A 21,749-nucleotide genomic window follows, 5' to 3' on the forward strand; every position below is an offset into this window, starting at 1 on the left:
GGGGCAGCCGGTCTTGTTCCAGCTAAGCCATCCTAGCAGGTTTTTGAAGGCCCGAGATGCCGGCAAGCCCGCCCCTGCGGCTATTCGACCGTGACCGATTTGGCCAGATTTCGCGGCTGATCGACGTCGGTGCCCATCACCACGGCGGTATGATAGGCCAAAAGCTGCACCGGAACGGCATAGACCATGGGCGTAAAGGTCGCAGCCATGTCAGGCAGCACGATGGTGACCACGGATTCGATGGTCGCCTCCGCCGCGCCCTTGGCATCGGTCATCAGGATGATGTTGCCGCCGCGGGCGGCGACCTCCTGCATGTTGGAGACCGTCTTTTCGAACACCCGGTCATGCGGCGCGATCACCACCACCGGCATGTTCTCGTCGATCAGCGCGATCGGGCCGTGCTTGAGCTCGCCGGCGGCATAGCCCTCGGCGTGGATGTAGGAGATTTCCTTCAGCTTCAGCGCGCCTTCCAGCGCCAGGGGATAGCTGGTGCCGCGGCCGAGATAGAGCACGTCGCGGCATTTGGCGATGTCGCGCGCCAGTTTTTCGATCTGCGGTTCGGTCGTCAGCGCCGCGGCCATCAGGCGGGGAATTTCGACGAGGCCATGGACCAGCTTGGTCTCGTCCTCGTCGGACAATTCCCCGCGCGCCTTGCCGGCGGCAACGGCCAGCGCGGCCAGCACCATCAGCTGGCAGGTGAACGCCTTGGTCGAGGCGACGCCGATCTCGGGCCCCGCCAGCGTCTGCAGCACGGTCTCGCTCTCGCGCGCGATCGTCGAGGTCGGCACGTTGACCACCGAGAGCGTGTGGACGCCTTGCGACTTCGCATAACGCAGCGCCGCCAGCGTGTCGGCGGTCTCGCCGGATTGCGAAATGAAGATCGCCAGATCGCCCTTGCGCAGCGGCGCCTCGCGGTAACGGAACTCCGAGGCGACATCGACCTCGACCGGCACGCGGGCGAGCCGCTCGAACCAGTATTTGGCGATATGGCCGGCATAGCTCGCGGTGCCGCAAGCGACGATCGCGATCCGCTGCACACCCCTGAAGTCGAACGGCAGCGTCACCGGCAGCATCACGCGGTCGGTCGCCATGTCGACGTAACGCGCCAGCGTATGGCCGACCACTTCGGGCTGTTCGTGGATTTCCTTGGCCATGAAGTGGCGGTAGTTCGCCTTGTCGACCAGCGAACTCGACGCCGTGTGCCTGATCGCGTCGCGATGAACGATCGCATTATCCTTGTCGTAGATGGTGGCGCCCTTGCGCGTCAGCACCACCCAGTCGCCGTCTTCAAGGTAGCTGACGGTATTGGTCAGCGGCCCGAGCGCAATCGCGTCCGACCCCAGATACATTTCGCCGTCGCCGTGACCGATCGCCAGCGGCGGGCCGTTGCGGGCGCCGATCATCAAATCATTGTCGCCGGCGAAGATGAAGCCGAGCGCGAACGCGCCGCGCAGCTGCGACAGCGCCGCCTTCACCGCTTCCACGGGACCTATGCCCTGGGCGAGCAGATTGTCGACCAGATGCAGCACGATCTCGGTATCAGTTTCGGTCTTGAAGACCGCGCCCTTTTTCTCCAGCGCCTCGCGCAGCTCGCGAAAATTCTCGATGATGCCGTTATGGACCACGGCGACGCGTTCGGTCGCATGCGGATGCGCGTTGTTCTCGGTCGGCCGGCCATGGGTAGCCCAGCGGGTATGCCCGATCCCGGTATGACCGGCGAGCGGTTCGGCCTCCAGCCGCTTTTCGAGGTTTTTCAGTTTGCCCTCGGCCCGGCGCCGCGCCAGATGGTCGCCCTCCAGCGTGGCGACGCCGGCCGAATCATAGCCGCGATATTCCAGGCGTTTGAGCGAATCCACCAACTGCTCCGCGACCGGAGCGCGTCCGAGAATGCCGACAATGCCGCACATGCGGTTTAATATCCCCAAATCGTCGAAAATTTGCCGAAGCAACGCCAGGTTCCTTAACGGGAAACGCGGCTACCCACCTACTCAATAATTATTGCGGATTGAGACAGTCTTAAGCGGAAAGCTTAACGTTTGCCATTGGTAAACGGCGTCGAAGGACCAGGCGGACTCGGCGCGGAGGACGGTGTGTCCTCCCTGCCCGCTGCCTCACCACGCGTAGCGCACCACGCCCTTGCCGGCGTAGCTCTCGGTCACGTTCGAGAATTCGCCCTCGAAGGTGCCGGCGATCGACCAGCCGTTGATCCACTTCATCTCGGCGGAACCGGTCACCAGCGCTGCGTCAGCTGCCTGCCGCGCACCGTTGACGACGAAGGATGCGCCCGGCAGCGTCTGGAACGTGGCGCCGATCGAGCGGTCCGGATTGAAATCATGCGCCCAGGCCGCGCGGCCGCGCAGCGTGAAGATGCCGTTCTGCACGGCAAAGGATTTGTCGGTGCGCAGGCCGAGTTCGCTGCGGGTGCTGGTGACGCTCTTGGCGTTGTAGGCCAGCGCAAAGGTGTTGGCGCCGACGATCGCCTGCTCGGTGTAAGCCGGCAGTTCGAACGTCGTGAACTGCCCGGCAGCGTATGGCGTCCAGCCAAAGCCGTGGCTGACAAAACGATAGCCGCCTTCGACGCGGCCCGACCACGCATTGGCGTTGAACTGCGCGCGCAGCTGGTCGATGCCGGCGACCGTCACCGTGCGATCGGTAGTGACGTCCTGCCAGCCATAGGCCAGCGCGCCGGTGATATAGGCCGGACCGATAGTGTGCCGGATAAACGCACCGGCCTGGAACAGGTCGGAACGGCCCGAGCCAAATCCGTTGACGCTGAAATTGGTGCCGCCACCGGCGAGCGCAAAACCGGCCAGCGTGTTCGGCGAGATACGATAGTCGGCACCGACCGCACCGGCCGCGAGGCTGCTGCGCGTGCTGTTCGATCCGACGACCGTATTGCCATCCGTCGTCTGCGATCCGCCAAAACCCGCCGCCCACACAGTCCAGCGCTGCTCGAACAGGGGCGCAACCGGCGGCGCCTTGGTGTAGATCGCGGCCAGCGCGTCGGCGGGCTTGCGCTTGGCAGCGTAGGCGAGGCTCCCCTCCTCCGCATACGCATTCGGATTGCCACCACCGCTGATCGGATCGCCACGCCCGGCAATGAACGGATCGGTGATCAAGCCCAGGAACAGGTTCATGGCGTTGAACGTGGTGTGCTGCGAACCGGTAGCGGTTTCACCCGAGACCTGCGTCAGCGCATTGCCGAGACCGGTTCCGGCCAGCGCGAACAACGCGTTGAAGCCCGCCGGCATGGCCGCGCCGGCATTGAGCGCGTTGTCGATGGCACCCGCGACGTTCTTCTGGTTGATGGTGGCACCGGCCGGCAGGTTCGGCGACAGCAGGCCGGGATCGACGGTGAGCAGGACGTCATTGCCGACATAGCTCAGCCGCGCGTTGGTCGCAAAACTGTTGGCGGCGAGAAAGCCTGCGGAACTGAACGTGCCGCTGACGGTGCCCGCCGTCAAAATCTTGTAGGTCGTCGTCGTGGCGACGCGCGTCAGCGGATCGACCGTGACCTTGCCCGCCAGCGTGGCGGTCCCCGTCACGTTGGTCTTGTCGCTGTCCGTCCCCGAAATCTGCACCAGATAGGTCGAGGCCGCCGCCATCGTCAGGCTGCCACTGACCGAGAGCGTGCCGATCGAATTGCCCGGCGCCAGCGTGCCGCCGGCGTTGACGATGGTGTCGCCGACAATCCCGCTGCCGCCGAGCGTGCCGCCGGCATTCACCGTGAAGGTCGACGCCGACGACATGTTGCCATTGACGCTCATCGTGCCGCCGTTGACGGTGACCGCGCCCGCGTAGGAACTAGTGCCGGTCAGCGTCCAGTTCGAGGTGCCGGTTTTATCGAGCAAGGTCCAGCCGCCGAGGATCTTGCTCACATTGAAGCTGTTGTCGGCATTGCCGCCGAAGCGGAACGTGCCCGTACCGCCTCCGATCGCATTGCCGGTCAGCGAGGCGCCCGCGCCGCTCATCAGGAACGAATTGTTGGCGCCGCCCAGGACAACGGCGGTACCGTTGGTGCCGGTGATGCTGCCGGTATTGGTGACCGCGGTCGATCCTCCGGTGGTGACAAGACCGAGACCACCGGTAATCGTGCCATTGTTGACGACCGTGTTGGCGGTGCCACCGGTGAGAGACACGCCTCTGACCACCGTGCCTACCACAGCCGCGCCGGCGCCAATCGTGATGTTGATGTTGCCCGTTCCCGAAGTGGCAAGAATGCCGTACTGGGCCCCCTGGATCGTCCCGGCGGTGACGTTCACGGTATTGAGTCCGGCAGCCGTAGCGTTGCTGATGCCGTTGCCCACCGTCGCCGTCACATTGTTCGCGACGGTTAAGGTCAACGTTCCCGTGCCGGACGACGACGCGAATATGCCGAACGTGGTGCCGGTAACGGTGCCTGCAGGCGCGACCAGCACATTGCCATTGCCGCCTGTGGCGCTTGCGAAAATGCCGGAGCCGCCGGTGGAGTTGACGTTGCCGACACCGCTCACCGTAACGTCGCCGCCGCCGCTCGCGGAGGCGATGATGCCGACGTTTGTGGCCGTCACGTTGCCGGTGCGGTTGACCGTGACGCTGCCGGAATTGAGGGTACCGATGACCTCCGCGGTGATACCGAAACCGCCGACGGCGTTGACGTCGCCAGACCCGCCCACCGTGACGGAGCCGTTGGTGCCGGCGACGTTGTTGAGCTGCTTCGCTTCGATGCCGGTGCCGGCCGTGCTGGAAACGAGGCTGCCGCCGGTGACGGTAATGTTGCCGGTGCCGGCGTGGCTGGCGCTGATGCCCGAGGCGCCGGTGACGGTGCCGGAACGGTCGATCAGGATGCTGGACGCGTTCGTCGCCGTGAAGATGCTGACACCGATTCCGGCAATGGCCGTGCCGGTGGCGCCGCCACTCCCGCTGATCGTGATGCCGCCGCTGGTGCCGCTATGCCCGACGACGATGCCAAAATCCGCGCCGGTCGCAGCGCCGCTGCCATTGACCAGGATATCGCCGCTACCTGCCGTCTTGTTAGCCGAGATGCCTGAATTACTGGTGCCGAGCGCCGTCGCGTTGCTGGTGACCGTCACATTTCCTGCGCTGGCCGAACTTGCCGTGATCGCATCGGCTGCCCCGGTGACAGCGGCATTTCCGATATAGGTAACGGCGCCGAAGTTGTTGAGGAGCGTGACGCCGGAGCCGGCAATGTTGGTGATGCCAAACGTCGTGTCGTTGTTGTTGAAGGTCAGACTGCCCGCCGCCGTGACGTTCGCGAACGCACCCCCAGCGTCGATCTTGCCGCCCGCATTGTTGTCGACGATGGTAGTGCCGTTAAAGGTCGTAGTGAGCGCGCCGGCGGTCGCCTGGTTACCGGCATCGCAGGTCACGCTGGCCGTGCTCTCGCCGAGGCAGGCCGCCAGCGCGCCCTGGGGATAAGCCACGATGGCGGCGACGAACGCGCCGGTAAACGCCGTGCCGGCCAGCAGCGTGGAGCGGCGGCGCGGGGGAGAGAGCGTCGTGCATTCAGCGAATTGGGGTCCGTCCGACCGCCCAACGAACCCCAGGAAGCGCATTTCAAATTTCCTAGCTAAACGCCTGCGGTCGACAGGACCGGCGCAGCCGTACCGAAAAGAAAAACAGTTAGAATCGAACTGTAGCAGCGCCGGATAACGCGCCCCCGGGTTTCCTCGCGTGTCCGGTCGATTTGCCGGTGGTGTGACAGGGGCGCAACAATTGGCTGCAACTTTTGCGGGCATCTGCCGAAGGGGACCGCACGACATGGTAGCGTTATGTCCGTCGAGCGATATCGCCGGGCGGTAAAGGTGCGGCAAAACAACCCGACGGGCAAATCAGTTGCGATTATCAGAAATGATGTCAAGTCATAAATTTCTGAAAATCAAAAATATTCTCCTTTACTTCGACCCAAATCAGGGGCACATCTATGCCCATCCCGTCCTACTCAGAAGGGCGTCGGCCGTCGTCACGGACGTTGGACGGGTTGCGATGGACGCTGGTTTGCGCTGAGACGACGGCGCGGACGGGCGTACGGCAAAACCGTGTGGTCCTGGCGCCCGTTGCAGGCGTCAAGCTGTCGGAGAAGCGCAAGCGGAAACGGCAGCGACGGAGTCAACCAAGAACTCGTCTCCGGGGAGATCACGGCATAAGCCGTAAAGCCATTGCGCAGGGAAGGCCGGGTGTTCTCCGCTGCCCTGTATGCTCGTGTGCACACTTTTCTGTGCAAACCGCACACGAGACCGCGGGTGCAGCGCGCACCCGGTCTTCCCTGCGCCCTCTGAATCGAGAGGGCGGAGAATTTCTAGACAAAGCTCGGGCGCAACGCGTCGCGAGAATGCGAACTTACGTTTGGGTGATGGCGCAACTACAAACACCGCCGTCGTCCCGGGCTTGAGCTCAGATGCGCAATTGCGCATCGGGGGACCCATAACCACAGGGAGTAGTTTTGCGAAGGCTCTCTGCTACCGAAGTTTCATCGAGAGATCACGCGGTATGGGTCCCGGCTCAAGGCCGGGACGACAAGTGGAAAGAGCTCGTCGCCTCGCGCTCAACTTTCCTTCTTCGCCTTCGCCCGCAGCTTCATCTCGCGGTAGCGCGCCGCGCCGCCGTCGCGGTTGTTCTGCGGGCTGCGCTCGACGGCAAGCGCATCGTCGGGCACGTCCTTGGTGATGACGGAGCCCGAGCCGATATAGGCGCCCTTGCCGATTTTCACCGGTGCCACCAGCGACGAATTGGTGCCGATGAAAGCGCCCTCGCCGATCGTGGTCTTGTGCTTGAAAAAGCCGTCATAGTTGCATGTGATGGTGCCGGCGCCGATGTTGGAATTGGCGCCGACATGGGCGTCGCCGATGTAGGAGAGATGGTTGACCTTGACGCCGGCTTCCAGGTGAGCGGCCTTGGTCTCGACGAAATTTCCGACCCGCGCGCCGTCGCCGAGCGAGGTGCCGGGCCGCAGCCGCGCATACGGGCCGACCGACGCCTTCTTGCCGATCGAGGCCTGCACGATGTGCGAGAACGAATGGATCACCGCGCCGTCGGCGATGGTGACGCCGGGGCCGATCACCACGAACGGCTCGATGGTGACGTCGTTGCCGAAGGTGGTGTCGGCGGCAAGATGCACGGTTTCCGGCGCGATCAGCGTCACGCCGGCGTCGAGCGCTGCCTTGCGCAGCCGCGCCTGCATCACAGCTTCGGCTTCGGCAAGCTGCGCCTTGGTGTTGATTCCGCGCACTTCATCCTCGCTGGTTTCAATCACGACGGCCTCCAATCCCATGTCCCTGATGAGTGTGACGGCATCGACCAGGTAATACTCGCCCTTGCTGTTGGCGTTGCCGATCCGATCGAGGATCGAGAGCGCCTTCTTGCCGTCGAACGCCATCACCCCGGCATTGCACAGCGTGACCTTGCGCTCCTCGGCGCTGGCATCCGCATGCTCGCGGATCGCCACCAGGTGATCGCCTTCGATCAGCAAGCGGCCGTAACCGGTCGGGTCGGCGGCGTGAAAACCGAGCACGGTGAGGGCTGCGCCCTTCTCTAGCGGCGCGCGCATTCGCGCAAACGTCTCGGCCGATATCAAAGGCGTATCGCCGAACGCCACGATCAGGTCGTCGGCGCCGCGCGCCAGCGCCTCTCGGGCCGCCAGCACCGCATGCGCGGTGCCGAGGCGTTCGCGCTGGATGAAGGTCGCGGCATCGGGGCGTATCCGCGCAACCTCGTCGGCGACCGCCTTGTGATCGGGGCCGATCACGACGGCGAGCGAGGCGCCCGCGCCCTTCGGGGCGGCATCCAGCACATGCGCCAGCAGCGACTGGCCGGCCACCGGGTGCAGCACCTTGGGCAACGAGGACCGCATCCGCGTCCCCTCGCCGGCCGCGAGCACCACCGTCAGGCTGGATCGAGCAGTCATGCGAAGTCCTCAAATATCAAAAAATGCGCCGGCGCCGTCTTTAGGTGTTTTCGCTGTGAGTGGAAACCCGATTCGCCGTCCCGCAAAGTTCCGGATTCAAGATCATGGCAGAATTCCTGTTAATGTTTGACCTGTGATTCGGCGGGCCTCGGGAGGGCCAAAGACGTTTGGCCAAGAATTCCGACCATCGCGCTGGCGGCCTCGAGACGGACAATACCGGCGGCGTGCTGAGCGGTTTGCTGGCCGAGGAAGAGGATCTCGACCGCCGCGCGCTGTGGCGGCTCGGATCGTGGGGTGTCGGTGCGGTGGCCGCGGTCGTCGTCGCCGTGATGGCCAACCAGACCCAGTTTGGATGGAAGCGCGACCAGATGGCCGCGGCCGATCTCGGCCAGCGAGCGCAGCAGATCCAGAATGTTGCCAATCAAACGGAACGCGAGGCGCGACGGCTCGCCGCGGCCATCGATACGCTCAACAGCGATCGCGACCGGCTCTACACCCGCGTCACCGGCCTGGAACGCGGGCTGGACTCCGTGACCGGGTCCATCGCCCGCCAGAATTCCGCCGCGACATCGCCGGCCCCGGCAGCGCCTTCGCCTGCCGAGCCCCAAGCCCAAGCCGCGCAAACTCCCGCCCCCACCGTCGCGCCGGTGGCGACGCAGACGGCGGCGGCAATACCTGACAAACCCGTTGCCAATCCAGGCCCAGCCGAACCGGGTCCGGCGGCGGTTTCATCCGTTGCCAAGGATTCGGCCAAAGACATTGGCAAGGAGACCGCCAAGGAAACCATCAAGCCCGAGTTGCCGAAGATCGAAGCAAAGAAGACCGATCCGATAAGGTCTGAAGCCGCCAAACCTGAATTGGCCAAAGCTGAGGCGGTTAAGCCTGAACCGCTAAAGCCTGAAGCGGTAAAGTCCGATACTGCGAAAATCGATACCGTGAAGATCGAAGTTGCGAAGGCCGACGCTGCGACGCCGGCTACGCCGCTGGTCGCCTCACAATCCTTCATGGCGCCGCCCGATCCGTCCGCCACCAAGCTGATCGAACCCAGCAGACCCCTGAGTCCGGTGACAGCGAGCCCGATCCCGGAAGTGATGGCGGCCGCGCCGGCCACGGACGCCGCGGCGGACGAGGAAACCGCCCCGAAGGTCCCGGTCCAACGGACCCAATTCGGGGTCGATCTCGGCACCGCCAATTCGGTCCCCGGCCTGCGCGCGCTGTGGCGCGGGCTGTTGAAATCAAGATCGAACGCGCCGCTCGCCGCGCTCCGCCCGATCATCGTGATCAAGGAAAGCACCAACGGGCTCGGCATGCAGCTTCGGCTGGTGGCCGGTCCCATCAACGACGCCGGAGCTGCCGCCCGGATCTGCGCCGTCCTGACCGAAAACAAGCGGAACTGCGAGACGGCGATCTTCGACGGCCAACGGCTGTCGCTGACCGGTGACAACCCCGCGCCTGCGCCGAGCGCAAAACCTTCGCCGCGCCGGCGGGGTGCGGTGGCGAAACGAGCGGCCGTCGTCGCGGAGGAGCCGCCAAAGCGACCGGAAACATCGACATCGGCGGTCTCGTCCTGGTTCGGCAAGAGAGGCCAATAGATATTTCATTGTAATACAATGGGTTGCGGTCAGACTCTGATCTGCTTGTGACACTCCTTAATGTTCTGCAGTGACTTGTCCCGGCGGCCATTCCCGACCATATTCGCCCCGCCATCCATCCACGCTCGAGAAAATGCCGCTGTGAAAAAAATTCCGTTCCGGCTGACGCCCTATCAGGTGCAGTTCCTGTTGGTGGTCGGCTTCGTCACCGTCGGCTACGCGCTGTATCTGCGCTATCTTGCGGTCGAGTTCTCCACCGTCGCGCTGGCGTGCGACGCCGGCCTGCAGACGATGATCTGCAAGGCCCGTACGCTCGCCACCACCCTGTTCAAGAATTCGGTGTTCGGCATCGTCGCCTTGATCATCGCGGTGCTTCACGTGATGCGGCCGTCGATCGTGCTTTTGACCGGCGGCCTGATCGCAGCCGGGCTCGGGATAGTGCTCTATAACGTCGCGCTGTCGGGGATCGCGATCGGGCTGCTTATTTTGGGATTTGCACGGCCCGCGCCCGCCACAGCGTAAGCGCGAGCAGGAAGTAGATCGCGCAGGTCCACATCGCCTGCCAGTTCTGCGGGCCTTCGTTGAAGCCGATATAGAGCGTGGCCACCGCGAGCAGTCCGGCAAAGGCCGATTCGGCGATCGGGCGAGTGCCCTCTTTCGGCCGGTTGACCAGCATCAAGGCGGCGAACGGCACCACGGCCATGGTCAGCGACGCGAACGGAAAGTCGCGATAACGCGGATCGAACGCAAAACCGAGCGCGGTCGCCGCGCCGATCAGCGTGGCGACAACCAGCGTCAGGCCGAGCAGCACCGACAGCACCGATCCGGTCCGGCCGTCGCGCGGACCGAGCAATTCGAGGAAGGTCGGCAGCGGCCGTCCCGACATCGCAGCGTTGGCGCACAGCATCGGTGAAGCGATCGCGGCCGCGAGCAGCGCCCCCCATTGCAGCCAGCCGCCGGTCCCGTAGCTCTCGTAGAACATCTTGTCGGCGGCGACGCCGAGCAGCATGCCGGAGATCGTCGCTGAGGTGCCGACCACAAGCCAGGCGGCCAGCCGCGGCTGCCAGGGCCGCCGCCGCAACGTCAGCCAGCCCGCGAAAAACACGAAAAAGCTCAGCGCCATGCCGCATCCCATCTGCAGCTTCCAGAACGGAAAATTGCTGATGGCCTCGCCTGGCGGATATTTCACCGCCCGCTGCGCCGCGTCGATCAGGCCCCAATAGCCGCCGACGGTGCCCTCGAGCTGGCGCTTCCAAGGCTGGTCGTACGCCTCGATCAGATTGACGCGAAAGCCTTCGCGCTTGGCGAGATCGAGAATTTCGGAAACCACCCGCGCCTGGTTGGTGCGCGACGGCAACGCGCCCTCGCGCATCCGCCCGGCGCTGGGCCAGCCGGTCTCGCCGATCAGGATTTCCTTGCCCGGAAAGGCGACCGCCATCCGCTTGCGGATCGAATCGACATGGGAGGCGGCAAACTTCGCGCGCACCGGAATGTCTTCCCAGTACGGCAGGATATGAATCGTGACGAAGTCGACCGCGTCGTAGATCTCACGGTTGCGCAGCCAGAATTCCCAGACATCGGCATAGGTGACGGGAACGGTGACCTGCGGCTTGACCCCGCGGATGTAGGCCGCCAGATCCGACGTCGTCATCTCGCCGCGCAGCAGCACCTCGTTGCCGATCACCAGAGCGGTGATGACGCCTGGATATTGCTTGGTCAGGCCGACCGCGATCGCGATCTGCGAAAGGTTCTTGATCCGGTTGCTGCTGAGCCAGACGCCCTGCATGACCTTGAGCCCGACCTTGGCGGCGAGTGCCGGAACCTGGTCGAGGCCGTTCTCGATCGAATAGGTGCGCACGCAGTCGGTGATCTTGGCGAGTTGCGCCAGATCCTGCGCAATCTGTTCCGCACTGATATGCGTGGTCGGAATCAGCGGCGTCTGCCCGTCGCGGAACGGCGCGTAGGAAACGCATTGCAATTTGGCGTTGGGATCGATCGGGGCGCGCACAAGCGTGATCGGGGTGGCCAACCACCACCACAAAGCTGCGATCATACCTAGCGATGTCAGGAGAAGCGCCAGCGGCGTACGAAGAGAAATCGGTTCCATCCTCCGGGCGGGGACCGTCGATTAGCCGGTCACCGGCGTTCTGCCAAGTCCAGGATAGACCTAATCCAAAGACCTGACCCAAGTCTCCCCCTAAAGTCTTCACCTAAGACTTCATCCAAATCCTCTCGATCCAAGTCTTCCCGCCGACCTTCCTGCGGCGATTTTACCACGCCACGATAAAGTTGTGAGTTTGCTGGACAAAAACCGAAATAACGGTCATGGGAATCCGGCAGTGTCTCCGCCGCATTGGAGACCTATTTGGACGGCAACTAGCCAAGCCATCACGGGCCGCGGGAATTGCCTTTTTGGGAATTCAGTGGCCATGAAACAAGTCGGGGAATGTATGCGTCGCAGTGGGCCTGATCTCAAGAATGCGGTTTTGCGCCATCTCGCCGTTGCAGGCCTTGCCCTCCTGCTCGGCACAGGCGGGGTTTTCGCCCAGAGCGGCACCCCCGCCCCGGACCAGTCCGGCAAGCCCCCGGCGGCCAATCCGGCCGACCCGACCAAGGATAATCAGCGGAAAACCGATGAATTCGGCGAGGCTTCGCAGGTCATCAACGGCCCCGGCGGGAACCCGGAATGCGTCTGGCTCGGCCGGCGCGTGGTCCGTCTGATGTGGCGCGACGACCTTGATACGGCATTCCGGCATCTGGACCTCTATGACCGGTTCGGTTGCCCCGGCGGCCATGTCCAGGCGACGTTCCGCTGCCTGACCCGCTTCGGGGGACAGATCGACGACAAGGTGCCTAGGAGCCTCGACGACAGGGTTCACGCCTGCTGGATCAATCCGGCGGCCCAACCGCAGGCTGCGGTGGCGGCCAGCCCGGCCACGCCCCCGACCGCCGGCAACGCAGCTCCCACGCCAGCGGCAGCGCCCTCGCCGGCCCCCAGCGCCAGCCCGACGCCGGCGAAGTAACCGGCCGTAACTGCCGGGAACGATTCAAATTTTTCAGCGTTTGAATCGTCCGCGCCCTTAAAACGCCATGGCGTCATACCAGTTGTTAAATTGTGCGGCAGGATTATCCTCATGAAGCCGCGTTGTCGGTCGAACCTAGGGGACGGGTTCGCTTTCCCCTCATTTGGGCCCCGTATGGTTTAGCCGCCGATGCGTGTCGTCGTCGCCGTTCTGCTGTTTGTGACCGCAGCTCATGCTGCGTTGTGGGGTCTGTTCCAGGAAAAGCGGCCAGCGCCCGATTTCCGGGGCAATCTGCCGAGCCTCTCCTACACGCCGTTTGAGCCGGAGCACGTCGTCGTTGACGGCGACGCGGAGAAGATTCGCGCCGATATGAAAAAACTCTCGACGCTGACACGGGCGATTCGCCTGTACGCGTCGACCGAAGGCAACGAACTGGTGCCGGCAATTGCTGCTGAGTTCGGCCTCAAGGTTACGGTGGGCGCCTGGATCGACAAGGACAAGGACCGCAACAAGCGCGAGATCGAGGCGGTCATCAATCTCGCGCGGAAAAACAGCAACGTCATCGGGGTCGTCGTCGGCAACGAAACCATCTACCGGGGCGAGCAAGTCCCGATCGAGAACCTTGTGTCGCCAGCGGACCTGGACTCCGAAGGAGCACGCATCGTTCGCGAGGAAGCCCAGCGGCTTCAGGAAGCGGAAGCGCAGCCTGAAGACAAGCGGGCCGAAGCGGTGAAATGGATGACGGCGCAAAACAACGTCATTCGTTTGGGACGGCTGATCCAGCGGATCAAGAAATCCGTCAACGTTCCCGTGACGACAGGCGAGATCTGGAACATCTGGCGCGACTATCCGCAGTTGGCCAACTCCGCCGACTTCATCGGCGCGCATGTCCTTCCCTATTGGGAAAACTTCACCGACAAACAAGCGGTGGACCAGGCCGTCGCCATGTACCAACTGTTGCGCGACCAGTTCCCGGGAAAGCGTATCGTCATTGCCGAATTCGGCTGGCCGAGCGCAGGCTACAATCTGCGGAACGCCGAGCCCGGTCCGTTCGAGCAGGCGTCGGTGCTGCGCAATTTCGTGACCCGTGCCGACGCCATCGGCATGGACTACAACATCGTCGAGGCGATTGATAAGCCCTGGAAATTCAACGAAGGCGGTGTCGGACCTTATTGGGGCATCCTGGATGCTTCGCGCGAACCCAAATTCGCATGGACCGGCCCGATCGTGAATGTGAACTACTGGAAGCTGGCGCTCATCGCGCTGCTGGTCGGCGTCCTGTTGTCGCTGCCGATCCTGCGCCTCGACCGGCCGACGATCATGCAGACCGTCATGCTGTCGGCGGCCGCGAACGGCGTCGGCGCCTGGACTGCCACCGTATTCGCCTATTGGGATACTCACTATTTCGTATTCGGCTCAGCCTTCGCGCTGACCTTGGGCCTGATCCTGCTGGTGCCGCTGGTGCTGATCGCGATGGCGCGGATCGAGGAGATCGCGGCGGTCGCCTTCGGCCGCGGCCCGCGCCGGCTGATCACCAAGAGCGCGCCGCTGGCGCCCGCCACCATCGGCGAGAACGTCACCTTCCCGAAGGTGTCGATCCACATTCCCGCCTATTTCGAGCCGGTCGAGATGCTGAAGCAGACGCTCGACGCGGTGGCCCGGCTCGACTATCCGAACTTCGAATGCGTCTGCATCATCAACAACACGCCCGACCCGGCATTCTGGCAGCCGATCCAGGATCATTGCCGTGCGCTCGGTGAACGCTTCAAGTTCATCAACGCCGAGAAGGTGCAGGGCTTCAAGGCCGGCGCGCTGCGCATCGCGATGGAGCGCACCGCGGCGGACGCCGAAATCATCGGCATCATCGACGCCGACTATGTCGTGCATCCGGACTGGCTGAAGGACCTCGTCCCTGTCTTCGCGGACCCCCGCGTCGGCCTGGTGCAGGCGCCGCAGGAGCACCGCGACGGCGACCTCTCGCTGATGCACTACATCATGAACGGCGAGTATGCCGGATTCTTCGACATCGGCATGGTCCAGCGCAACGAGTTCAACGCGATCATCGTGCACGGCACGATGTGCCTGATCCGCCGCTCCGCGATGGATATGGCTGGAGGCTGGTCCAGCGACACAATCTGCGAGGACACCGATCTCGGGCTGACCATCCAGCAACAGGGCTGGCTGACGCATTACACCAACGTCCGCTACGGCGAGGGCCTGCTCCCCGACACCTATGAAGCGTTCAAGAAGCAGCGCCACCGCTGGGCTTACGGCGGCTTCCAGATCGTCAAGAAGCACTGGCGGCGCTTCCTGCCCGGCGCGAGCCGGCTTAGCCCCGATCAACGCCGGGAATTTTCGCTCGGCTGGCTGAACTGGCTCGGCGCCGAGAGCCTTGGCGTGGTGGTTGCGATCCTCAACCTGATCTGGGTTCCGATCGTGGCGTTTGCCGACATCGCCATTCCCGACAAGATCCTGACGTTTCCGATCATCGCCTCCTTCGTCGTCTCGCTGGTGCATTTCATCGCGCTCTATCGCCTGCGCGTGAAGATCAAGGCCGGCCAGATGCTGGGCGCCATGATCGCGGCGATGAGCGTGCAGTGGACCGTGTCGCGCGCCGTCGCCCAGGGCCTGATAACGGAGCACCTCGCTTTTGCCCGCACCTCCAAGGGCGGCCTGTCGCGGATGTCGATCGAATTCCAGGCGTTCTGGGAGGCCGTGATCGGCGTGCTGCTTCTGATCGGCGCTGCCGTGCTGGTGGTCACGAACGGATCCAAGCAGGTGCACGAAATCTACGTGTTCGCTGGCGTACTGGTGCTGCAAAGCCTGCCGTTCCTGTCCGCGGTCGCGATTGCGCTGTTGGAGAACTCCCGCACCAACTCGTTCGCCTTCTGGCGCAACAGCGCGGTGCGCACGGCGGAACTGATCGGGATCCGCCCGGTCCGGCTGCCGACGGTCGCGCGCCCCTCCCAGCCGGTGGCATCCGAGATTCGCCGGGAAGCCAATTAACGGACGGTGAATCCATCGGCGCAGCCCGCTTGAAGAAGCCGGACTAACCGCAAGCCGAACCTCAGGAATTTGGATCGCACAGCCCAACATTTTCTGGCGCCGGCGCTATTGACCCGCAGGGGTCCGCCCCCTACACAGCGCGTCGAGTGAGCGCGTAGCTCAGGCGGTAGAGCACGTGACTTTTAATCATGGGGTCGAGGGTTCGAGTCCCTCCGCGCTCACCATGCAAAATCAATAACTTAGACCGATTTTCTTCCTCTCATCACCCCTCTCGAAAATCGTCTGTGTGGGCACTGTGTGGGCAAATCAGTTGCCGCAATCTCCGAGTGAAGCGCGAGCAGAAAATCACGCTCGGGGAAATGCGATCGTCGGGCTCATCGTCTATTGCGGCGACTACAAACCCGTTCCGACGCGATAGACGATTCTTGGCAGCTACTTCATGAACCTTCGTTGCCATGAGTAGCATTGCGCTTGCCGCCCTTGCCGAAGGCTGCCCGATAGATCATCCAATACATTGCGCCGACGAGGCCGGCACCACCGACGATGTTGCCGAGCGTGACCGGCACCAGATTGTGAATGATGCCCGCCATTGTGATGACTGACGCGTCGAAATCAGGAGGGACATTGCCTGTTCGCGCCATCAACCAGGCCAAAGGCAGGAAATACATGTTGGCGACGCAGTGCTCGAACCCAGCGGCGATGAAGGCGGAGACCGGAAATAGGAGCGCAACAATCTTGTCGGTAACCGACCGGCCGGCATACGCAAGCCACACCGCCAGGCAAACGAGCAGGTTACACAAAACTCCCTTGAAGAATAACGTCACGGCGTCGGGCTGGATCTTGGCGACAGCCGTATTCAATATCGACAGGCCGACGCGGCCTCCATTCATTTCGAGATGATGCGAAAGGAAGACCAGGACGACAAGTCCGAGCGCGCCGATCAGATTACCGAAATAGACGACGACCCAGTTGCGCAGCATTTCCTTCGTCGTCACATGTCCGCTCGCCCAAGCCATCACGATCAGATTGTTTCCCGTGAAGAGTTCGGCTCCGCCGACCAGAACGATGGCGAGCCCGAGCGAAAACGCCACTCCGCCCATCACACGCGCCGCGGCGAAGCTCAGCCCCGCATCGCTGACGATGACGGTATAGTAAAGCGCGCCTAGTCCGATGCTGCCCCCTGCGATTACCGCCAGCATAAATGAAGCCAGAAAGGGAAGGTTCGTCTTCTTGACTCCGACTTTTTCGACCGCCTCCTTGATCTCAGCCGGGCTGTACGCATTCAAATTGAAGATCGGTGGTTGCGGCGGGGATGCCCGATCAGCCATTCCGTGTCTCCCGTGCCTGCCCAGCGAGCGATCTTCACCAGGACCGTCGATCTGCGAGATCCTGTTCATGAATGAACCATGGCAAGGGCCCGGTTCTGATCAGTCACCTAGTCGGCGCTGCTGCCAACCATGAGGAGGCCCACAATCTGCGTGGCGATTACCTTCACTATCGTCATGGAAGGAAAGATCATGGCGTAGCCGATGTCGGGCCGCTCCGTGGGCGCCATTTTGGTCGAATAGACGAGAATCGCCGGATTCCCTGTCGCCCCGGATGCCACGCCCACTAGGTCGTCGTACGGGATCTTCAGAACGTAGTGGCCGACCAGCAGGACGATGAACACCGTCGTCAGAAGAACGGCAACCCCGATAAAGAGCATTGTGAACCCGGATTCCGCGACGGTTCGAACAAAGGGCTGCCCTGCGTTGACGCCGACGGTAGCAAGAAACATCGCAAGTCCGAAGTTTCGCAAGACGATGTTCGCTGGTAGCGGCATGGTCCAGAGCATTGGGCCAGTGCGCCGCAATTTGCCAAGGATGAGAGCGACGATCAGCGGTCCTCCTCCGATACCGAGCGTCACCACGCCTACTCCAGGAATCGGAATCGGAATGAGCCCAAGCAGGACACCCATGACCATTCCGAGCCCGAGCGAGACGTAGCTGAATTCGGCCGCCGCCTTCACCGTGTCGCCGAAGTAGCGCCGAATCTCCTCCTTGCGGTCCGGAGGCATCAGTATCCCGATCCGGTCGCCGAATTCGAGCATCAGGTCCGGCGCCGGCACGAGGTCCGCATCATAACGACGGACATGCAATAAATGGGTTGGATAGCCGGTCGGCATCGGGAGATCGGCAAGAGGTATTCCGACCACGCCGGCTTTGCCGACAAAGACTCTGATGTAGTCGAGATCAGCGCGGTCGCTGGCCAAGCGGCCGGGCTCCAGTTTTCCAAGCGTGGCGGCCGCCCTGGCAATTGCTTCATTCTCCTCCGCGACCACGAGAATGGCATCGCCCGCGGTCAAGACGGTATCGGCTGCAGGAACGAAGTTGTGTCCGCCCTTTCGAACCATCGTGACCCGCACACCGCCGAGCGCCGTCGTCAGTTCGTCGAGTCGCTTTCCGGCATGGCTTTCACCGATCGAAATTTCGCCCATGTGGAACCGCTGCGCCTTGGCCGGAAATTTCGGCTTTACGATCTGGGTCATAAAGTAAATGCACAGGATTGGACCGATGACCCCGAAGGGGTAGGCAATGGAATAGCCGATCGACGGATCCTTGTTCTTCATAACGTCGAGCGCAGCCTGGAGTGTGGCGGTGCTCGTCATTGATCCGGCATAGATGCCGAGCGTATGTCCGATCTTGATACCGAAAATGTGCCCGAGCCCAAGCGCAACGATCAAGCTGGCTATGCATCCGACAAGCGCCAGCAGATTGTACTTCTGCCCGACGCCGAACATGCCTTCGAAGAACTGCCTGCCGTAGAGGATCCCGATCCCATACAGGAACATGATCAGTCCTGTCAGCCCGATTGGTCCAATGATCTGGGCTTTGGGGGCGAACGCACCGATGGCAAGGCCCACGAAAAGAACGGCGCCGACGCCGAGAGAAAAACCCCCGATACTGATCTGACCGACCAGGTAGCCCAACCCGATCGCGAGAAACGCCGTCAGTATCGGCTGACTTCCGATGATCTCGCGAACAAGGTCCAACATGATGTCCGGTCTCCCCAGCCTGTCGTCAGCGCACCCGGCAGCCTGCCGCGCGGAATTGCCCGATCACCCGATCCACCAGCTCCCGGCCGGCCGTCGGAGTATCGAGAAGCTTGTAGTCGAGCCCCATCGCCTTCCACTTGAACGCGCCCATCTGGTGGAACGGCTGCACCTCGACCCATTCAACGTTCTTCATCGGCGCGACGAACCGGGCGATGCCCTCGACGTTGGCGGGATCGTCGGTCTCTCCGGGGACGAGCGTGAAGCGGATCCACGTCGGCTTCGACAGCGAAGCCAGCCGCTCGGCGAAGCGCAGCGTCGGCGCGAGATCGCGGCCCGTCACCCGTCGGTACGTCTCGGGATCCGAACTCTTGATGTCGAGCAGGACGAGGTCAATGTTCGACAGGTATTCTTCATCGACGCGATCGCCCAGAAATCCGGAGGTCTGGATGGCCGTGTGCAGGCCCATTGCTTTCGCGCCGGCGAATATCCGCCGCGTGAACGCCAACTGGACCATCGCCTCGCCGCCGGAAATGGTCAGGCCCCCGCCGAGCGAGCGAAGGGCGGGCGCGAAATCGCCCAGCCGACGGAGCACGTGATCGACCGAAACGTAGGTCCCGTCCTTCAGATGCCAGGTATCCGGATTGTGGCAGTACGTGCAGCGCAAGAGGCAGCCGGAGACGAACAGCACCACGCGCAGCCCCGGCCCGTCGTATCGGGACGAGGTTTCGTAGGAATGGCAATATCCGAACGCGCCCTTCTCGTCCTTGAACTGGCTTTCGTCGGGCGCGTCGGGTGAAATGCCTACCCGGAGGTCATGACGGCTTCCGGGTTCAAGTGTCTGCACCGTCGACATGGTGCACCTCGATTCAGATCTGGCCGTGGAAAGTGCGGCTGATCACATCTCGCTGCTGCTCCGGCGTCAGACGAACGAAGTTGACGGCGTAGCCCGAGACTCGAATGGTGAGCTGCGGGTACTTGTCCGGATTCTTCATGGCGTCCTCGAGCGTGTCCTTGTCGATCACGTTCAGGTTCATGTGGAACCCGCCACGATCGAAATAGACGTCGAACGCCTTGACGGCTTCATCGATCAACTGACTCTCGGACAGATGCGCCTTCTGTGGAGCGACGGAGACCGTGTAGCTGATGCCGTCCTGCGCGTCCTTGTAAGGAAGCTTGGCAACGGACAGGCAGGAGGCGAGCCAGCCATGGCTGTCCCGGCCGTGCATCGGATTTGCGCCCGGCCCGAACGGCTCGCCCTTGCGGCGGCCATCGGGGGTGTTTCCCGTAGCCTTGCCGTACACCACGTTCGAAGTGATGGTGAGCACGCTCTGTGTGTGCGTCGCGTTGCGGTAGGTGGGGTGCTTTCGTATCTTCCCCATGAAGCTGGTGACGATGTCCGACGCGATTTGATCGACGCGGTCATCGTTGTTGCCGAACTGCGGCGTCGCCTTGTTCCCCTCGTTCTGGTAGTCAACCACCAATCCTTTCTCATCGCGGGCGACGCGGATCTTTCCGTACTTGATCGCGCTGAGGCTGTCGGCCACCACCGAGAGGCCGGCGATGCCGAATGCCATGGTTCTGAGAATGTCGCGATCGTGAAGCGCCATCTCCAGGCGTTCGTAGAAGTACTTGTCGTGCATGTAGTGGATGCAGTTCATCGCGTGCACGTATGTGCGTGCCAGCCACTCCATGGTAGTATCGAACTTGGCCATCACGTCGTCGTAGTCGAGGAAGTCGCCCGCGACCGGCAGCGTTTCGGGGGCGACCTGCTCGCCTGAGACCTCGTCGCGGCCGCCATTGATCGCGTACAGCAGCGCCTTCGCCAGGTTTACGCGGGCGCCGAAAAACTGCATCTGCTTGCCCAGGCGCATCGCTGAAACGCAGCAGGCAATGCCGTAATCGTCACCCCAGAACGGACGCATCAGATCGTCGTTCTCGTACTGAAGGGATGACGTATCGCGGCTGACCTTGGCGCAATAGCGCTTGAATGTTGTGGGCATATGGCTGGACCAGAGAACCGTAATGTTCGGTTCGGGTGCTGGGCCAAGATTTGAAAGCGTGTGCAACATGCGATAGCTGCTCTTGGTCACCAGCGTGCGCCCGTCCAGATCCATACCGCCGACACACTCGGTCGCCCAATAGGGGTCTCCGCTGAATAGCGCGTCGTAGTCGGGCGTGCGCAGGAAACGAACGATACGGAGCTTCTGAACCAGCTGATCCCAGAGTTCCTGAGCTCTGCCTTCGTCGAGAACGCCCGCCTTCAGGTCCCGTTCGATGTAGATGTCCAGGAAGCTCGATATGCGTCCGATGGACATTGCCGCCCCATTGGCCTCCTTGATCGCCCCCAGATAGGCAAAGTAGGTCCATTGGAATGCTTCCTGGGCATTGTGGGCGGGCTTCGATATGTCGTGGCCGTATAGCTTCGCCATCGAAGCAAGGTCCTCGAGCGCGCGCATCTGGTCGGATAGTTCTTCGCGCAGCCGAATGATGTCATCGCTCGGCCACATGCCGTCGATCTGCTTACGCTCGGCACGCTTGGCCTCGAGAAGCCGATCGATCCCGTAAAGAGCTACCCGCCGGTAGTCCCCGATAATGCGGCCGCGGCCATAAGCATCCGGCAGGCCCGTGATAATCCCGGACCGTCGGCAATTCATGATCTCGGGCGTATAGGCGTCGAAGACGCCGTCGTTATGCGATTTTCGGTAGTTCGTGAAAGCCTTGTGGACAGCCGGGTCGGGCTCGAAGCCCGCGGCCTTGAGGCCCGCCTCGACCATCCGCAACCCACCGAAGGGAAAAATCGCCCGCTTGAAAGGCTGGTCGGTCTGAAGACCCACGACGATTTCGTTGTCACGATCGATATAGCCGGCCTTGTGGGCAAGCAATGTCGAGGGAGTTTGAGCATCTACCGCAAGCACTCCCTTTTTTCTTTCCTCGGTGAAATACGGCTGCAATTTCGCCCAAACGGCCTTGGTGCGCTGCGACGGTCCGGCGAGAAAAGCTTCGTCGCCTGTGTAGGGCGTCACGTTGCGGACGATGAAGTCGCGAACGTTGATGGAGCTGAGCCAGTCTCCAGGCCGAAAACCGTTCCAGCAATCTCCGGCATCAGCTTCCTTCCTCAGGGCTGCGCTTGCCTTCATGGTGCTTCTCCCACCGCTTAGACTGATTGGTTGGGCGCCCGCGATGTGCAGCGT

The 21,749-nt window shown here is 62.7% G+C and carries 12 protein-coding genes and 1 tRNA gene; 5 read left to right on the plus strand and 8 right to left on the minus strand.

The window, feature by feature from the left end; all coding sequences use genetic code 11:
- Positions 1–80: 80 nt before the first annotated feature.
- The 3 genes from glmS to glmU form a co-directional block, all read right to left on the minus strand.
- Complete coding sequence (gene glmS / locus JQ611_RS11375) at positions 81–1,907, minus strand: glutamine--fructose-6-phosphate transaminase (isomerizing) (protein WP_212270255.1); 1,827 nt, start codon at positions 1,905–1,907, stop codon at positions 81–83.
- Positions 1,908–2,111: 204 nt separating this feature from the next.
- Entirely contained in the window at positions 2,112–5,555 is a 3,444-nt protein-coding gene (locus JQ611_RS11380; RefSeq protein ID WP_212465483.1) for an autotransporter domain-containing protein, read from the minus strand.
- A 989-nt stretch (positions 5,556–6,544) separates the two neighbouring features.
- Positions 6,545–7,903: a bifunctional UDP-N-acetylglucosamine diphosphorylase/glucosamine-1-phosphate N-acetyltransferase GlmU gene (gene glmU / locus JQ611_RS11385; protein WP_212390617.1), complete on the minus strand. Its 1,359-nt coding sequence runs from the start codon at positions 7,901–7,903 to the stop codon at positions 6,545–6,547.
- Between the two features lie 167 nt (positions 7,904–8,070).
- On the opposite strand from glmU, the gene JQ611_RS11390 reads away from it, so the two are divergent.
- Both JQ611_RS11390 and JQ611_RS11395 read left to right on the plus strand, forming a co-directional pair.
- Complete coding sequence (locus JQ611_RS11390; RefSeq protein ID WP_212465484.1) at positions 8,071–9,495, plus strand: hypothetical protein; 1,425 nt, start codon at positions 8,071–8,073, stop codon at positions 9,493–9,495.
- 141 nt (positions 9,496–9,636) lie between these two features.
- Positions 9,637–10,017: a hypothetical protein gene (locus JQ611_RS11395; protein WP_212262875.1), complete on the plus strand. Its 381-nt coding sequence runs from the start codon at positions 9,637–9,639 to the stop codon at positions 10,015–10,017.
- Here JQ611_RS11395 and JQ611_RS11400 read toward each other — a convergent pair.
- On the minus strand, positions 9,977–11,602 hold the full coding sequence (locus tag JQ611_RS11400; protein ID WP_212465485.1) for a beta-(1-6) glucans synthase: 1,626 nt from the start codon (positions 11,600–11,602) through the stop codon (positions 9,977–9,979). The genes JQ611_RS11395 and JQ611_RS11400 overlap by 41 nt on opposite strands.
- 343 nt (positions 11,603–11,945) lie before the next feature.
- Between JQ611_RS11400 and JQ611_RS11405 the strand changes: the two genes are divergently transcribed.
- From JQ611_RS11405 to JQ611_RS11415, 3 genes are all read left to right on the plus strand, one after another.
- The gene (locus JQ611_RS11405; RefSeq protein ID WP_212262873.1) at positions 11,946–12,518 is read left to right on the plus strand and encodes a beta-1-3, beta-1-6-glucan biosynthesis protein; all 573 of its coding nucleotides are present in this window, start codon (positions 11,946–11,948) and stop codon (positions 12,516–12,518) included.
- A gap of 189 nt (positions 12,519–12,707) precedes the next feature.
- Entirely contained in the window at positions 12,708–15,524 is a 2,817-nt protein-coding gene (locus tag JQ611_RS11410; RefSeq protein WP_212465486.1) for a glycosyltransferase, read from the plus strand.
- Positions 15,525–15,672: 148 nt separating this feature from the next.
- A tRNA-Lys gene (locus JQ611_RS11415) sits at positions 15,673–15,748 on the plus strand.
- A 213-nt stretch (positions 15,749–15,961) separates the two neighbouring features.
- Here the strand turns inward: JQ611_RS11415 and JQ611_RS11420 are convergent.
- From JQ611_RS11420 to pflB, 4 genes are read right to left on the minus strand one after another with little or no spacing between them, the layout of a single operon-like run.
- Positions 15,962–16,921 (minus strand): formate/nitrite transporter family protein, encoded by a 960-nt coding sequence (locus tag JQ611_RS11420; RefSeq protein WP_249133096.1) that lies wholly within the window; start codon positions 16,919–16,921, stop codon positions 15,962–15,964.
- Positions 16,922–16,959: 38 nt separating this feature from the next.
- Complete coding sequence (locus JQ611_RS11425; protein ID WP_212262870.1) at positions 16,960–18,558, minus strand: aspartate:alanine exchanger family transporter; 1,599 nt, start codon at positions 18,556–18,558, stop codon at positions 16,960–16,962.
- Positions 18,559–18,583: 25 nt separating this feature from the next.
- Positions 18,584–19,411: a pyruvate formate-lyase-activating protein gene (pflA, locus tag JQ611_RS11430; RefSeq protein WP_212262869.1), complete on the minus strand. Its 828-nt coding sequence runs from the start codon at positions 19,409–19,411 to the stop codon at positions 18,584–18,586.
- Positions 19,412–19,424: 13 nt separating this feature from the next.
- Complete coding sequence (pflB, locus tag JQ611_RS11435) at positions 19,425–21,695, minus strand: formate C-acetyltransferase (protein WP_212262868.1); 2,271 nt, start codon at positions 21,693–21,695, stop codon at positions 19,425–19,427.
- Between the last annotated feature and the right edge of the window lie 54 nt (positions 21,696–21,749).

The organism is Bradyrhizobium sp. AUGA SZCCT0182 (genome assembly GCF_018130185.1).
Lineage (GTDB): Bacteria > Pseudomonadota > Alphaproteobacteria > Rhizobiales > Xanthobacteraceae > Bradyrhizobium.